The 861-nt window shown below is 58.4% G+C and carries 1 protein-coding gene; it reads right to left on the reverse strand.

Annotated elements, in window-relative coordinates; translation table 11 throughout:
• Window positions 1-172: 172 nt before the first annotated feature.
• Window positions 173-595, reverse strand: coding sequence for a hypothetical protein (locus AC630_RS42175; RefSeq protein ID WP_074124334.1), 423 nt, complete (start codon window positions 593-595; stop codon window positions 173-175).
• Window positions 596-861: the final 266 nt, after the last annotated feature.

Here is an 861-nt window from a genome sequence, read left to right on the forward strand (position 1 = left end):
CCAAGAGAAGTGATCGCAAAGGTCTATTGCGGGTCACTCGCGTCATTTTCGATCCGTTCGACGGATGTCTGCTTATCCCTTAACAGCGGCGGAATAGCAGACATCCACCAACCGCCGCTTGGGTCCATGAGCCGACATCGCTCCAATCAAGCGGCGATACTTGTCAGGCTCCTTAGCGGCCGTAGGGGAAGCAGCGGTTGCGATCGAGTGTGAGACCGAAATGCGCTCCCAGTGCAGCGATGGCCGCGTCCTGCTGAGGATAAGGATCGGCATTGGATGCGGCAACGATGATGATCCGGAACCCGCCGCGATCCTTGCCACCCGGTGGCAGCATCGCTGTAGTTAGTGCATTGCCCTCCCTGTCGCACAGCGTGACGAAACCCGGCATCTCTCGCCGTACATGGGCCTCGAGGCCGATGTCGCGCTCGATCGCGTTGGGCCGCTCCGGACGCCAGGACTGGACTGCCTTCTCCCGCTCGCGGCGGAAATATTTCTCAACTGTGTGGCCCATCAGGCGCGACTCATGCATCGCTTCACCTTCCGTCTCGATACGGAACCAGGTCTTGCCCTTCGGCGCGTCGCAAACATACTGCATTTCGCCCGTCCTGCGATCGCCGCAATTCTAGGGCGGCGGGCCTGCAAAGCCAATATGAGACTAGCTCCCGTGTATAGCGCTGCACGATCAGAGGGGCTAAGAGTTCTTGATTGGACGTTGAAGTTCTAGTGAGCCCAAACAATACTAGGTCGACCGGAATAATCCTCTTCAAGGAGCGTCCCGATGCCTGACGTAAGGGAAAAGCAACGCGAAGCCCGCCGGAAGATCATTCGCCAATGGGCGAAGCTTCCGAAGGATAAACGGCA

The organism is Bradyrhizobium sp. AS23.2, assembly GCF_001908185.1.
In the GTDB taxonomy this organism is placed as follows: Bacteria; Pseudomonadota; Alphaproteobacteria; order Rhizobiales; family Xanthobacteraceae; genus Bradyrhizobium.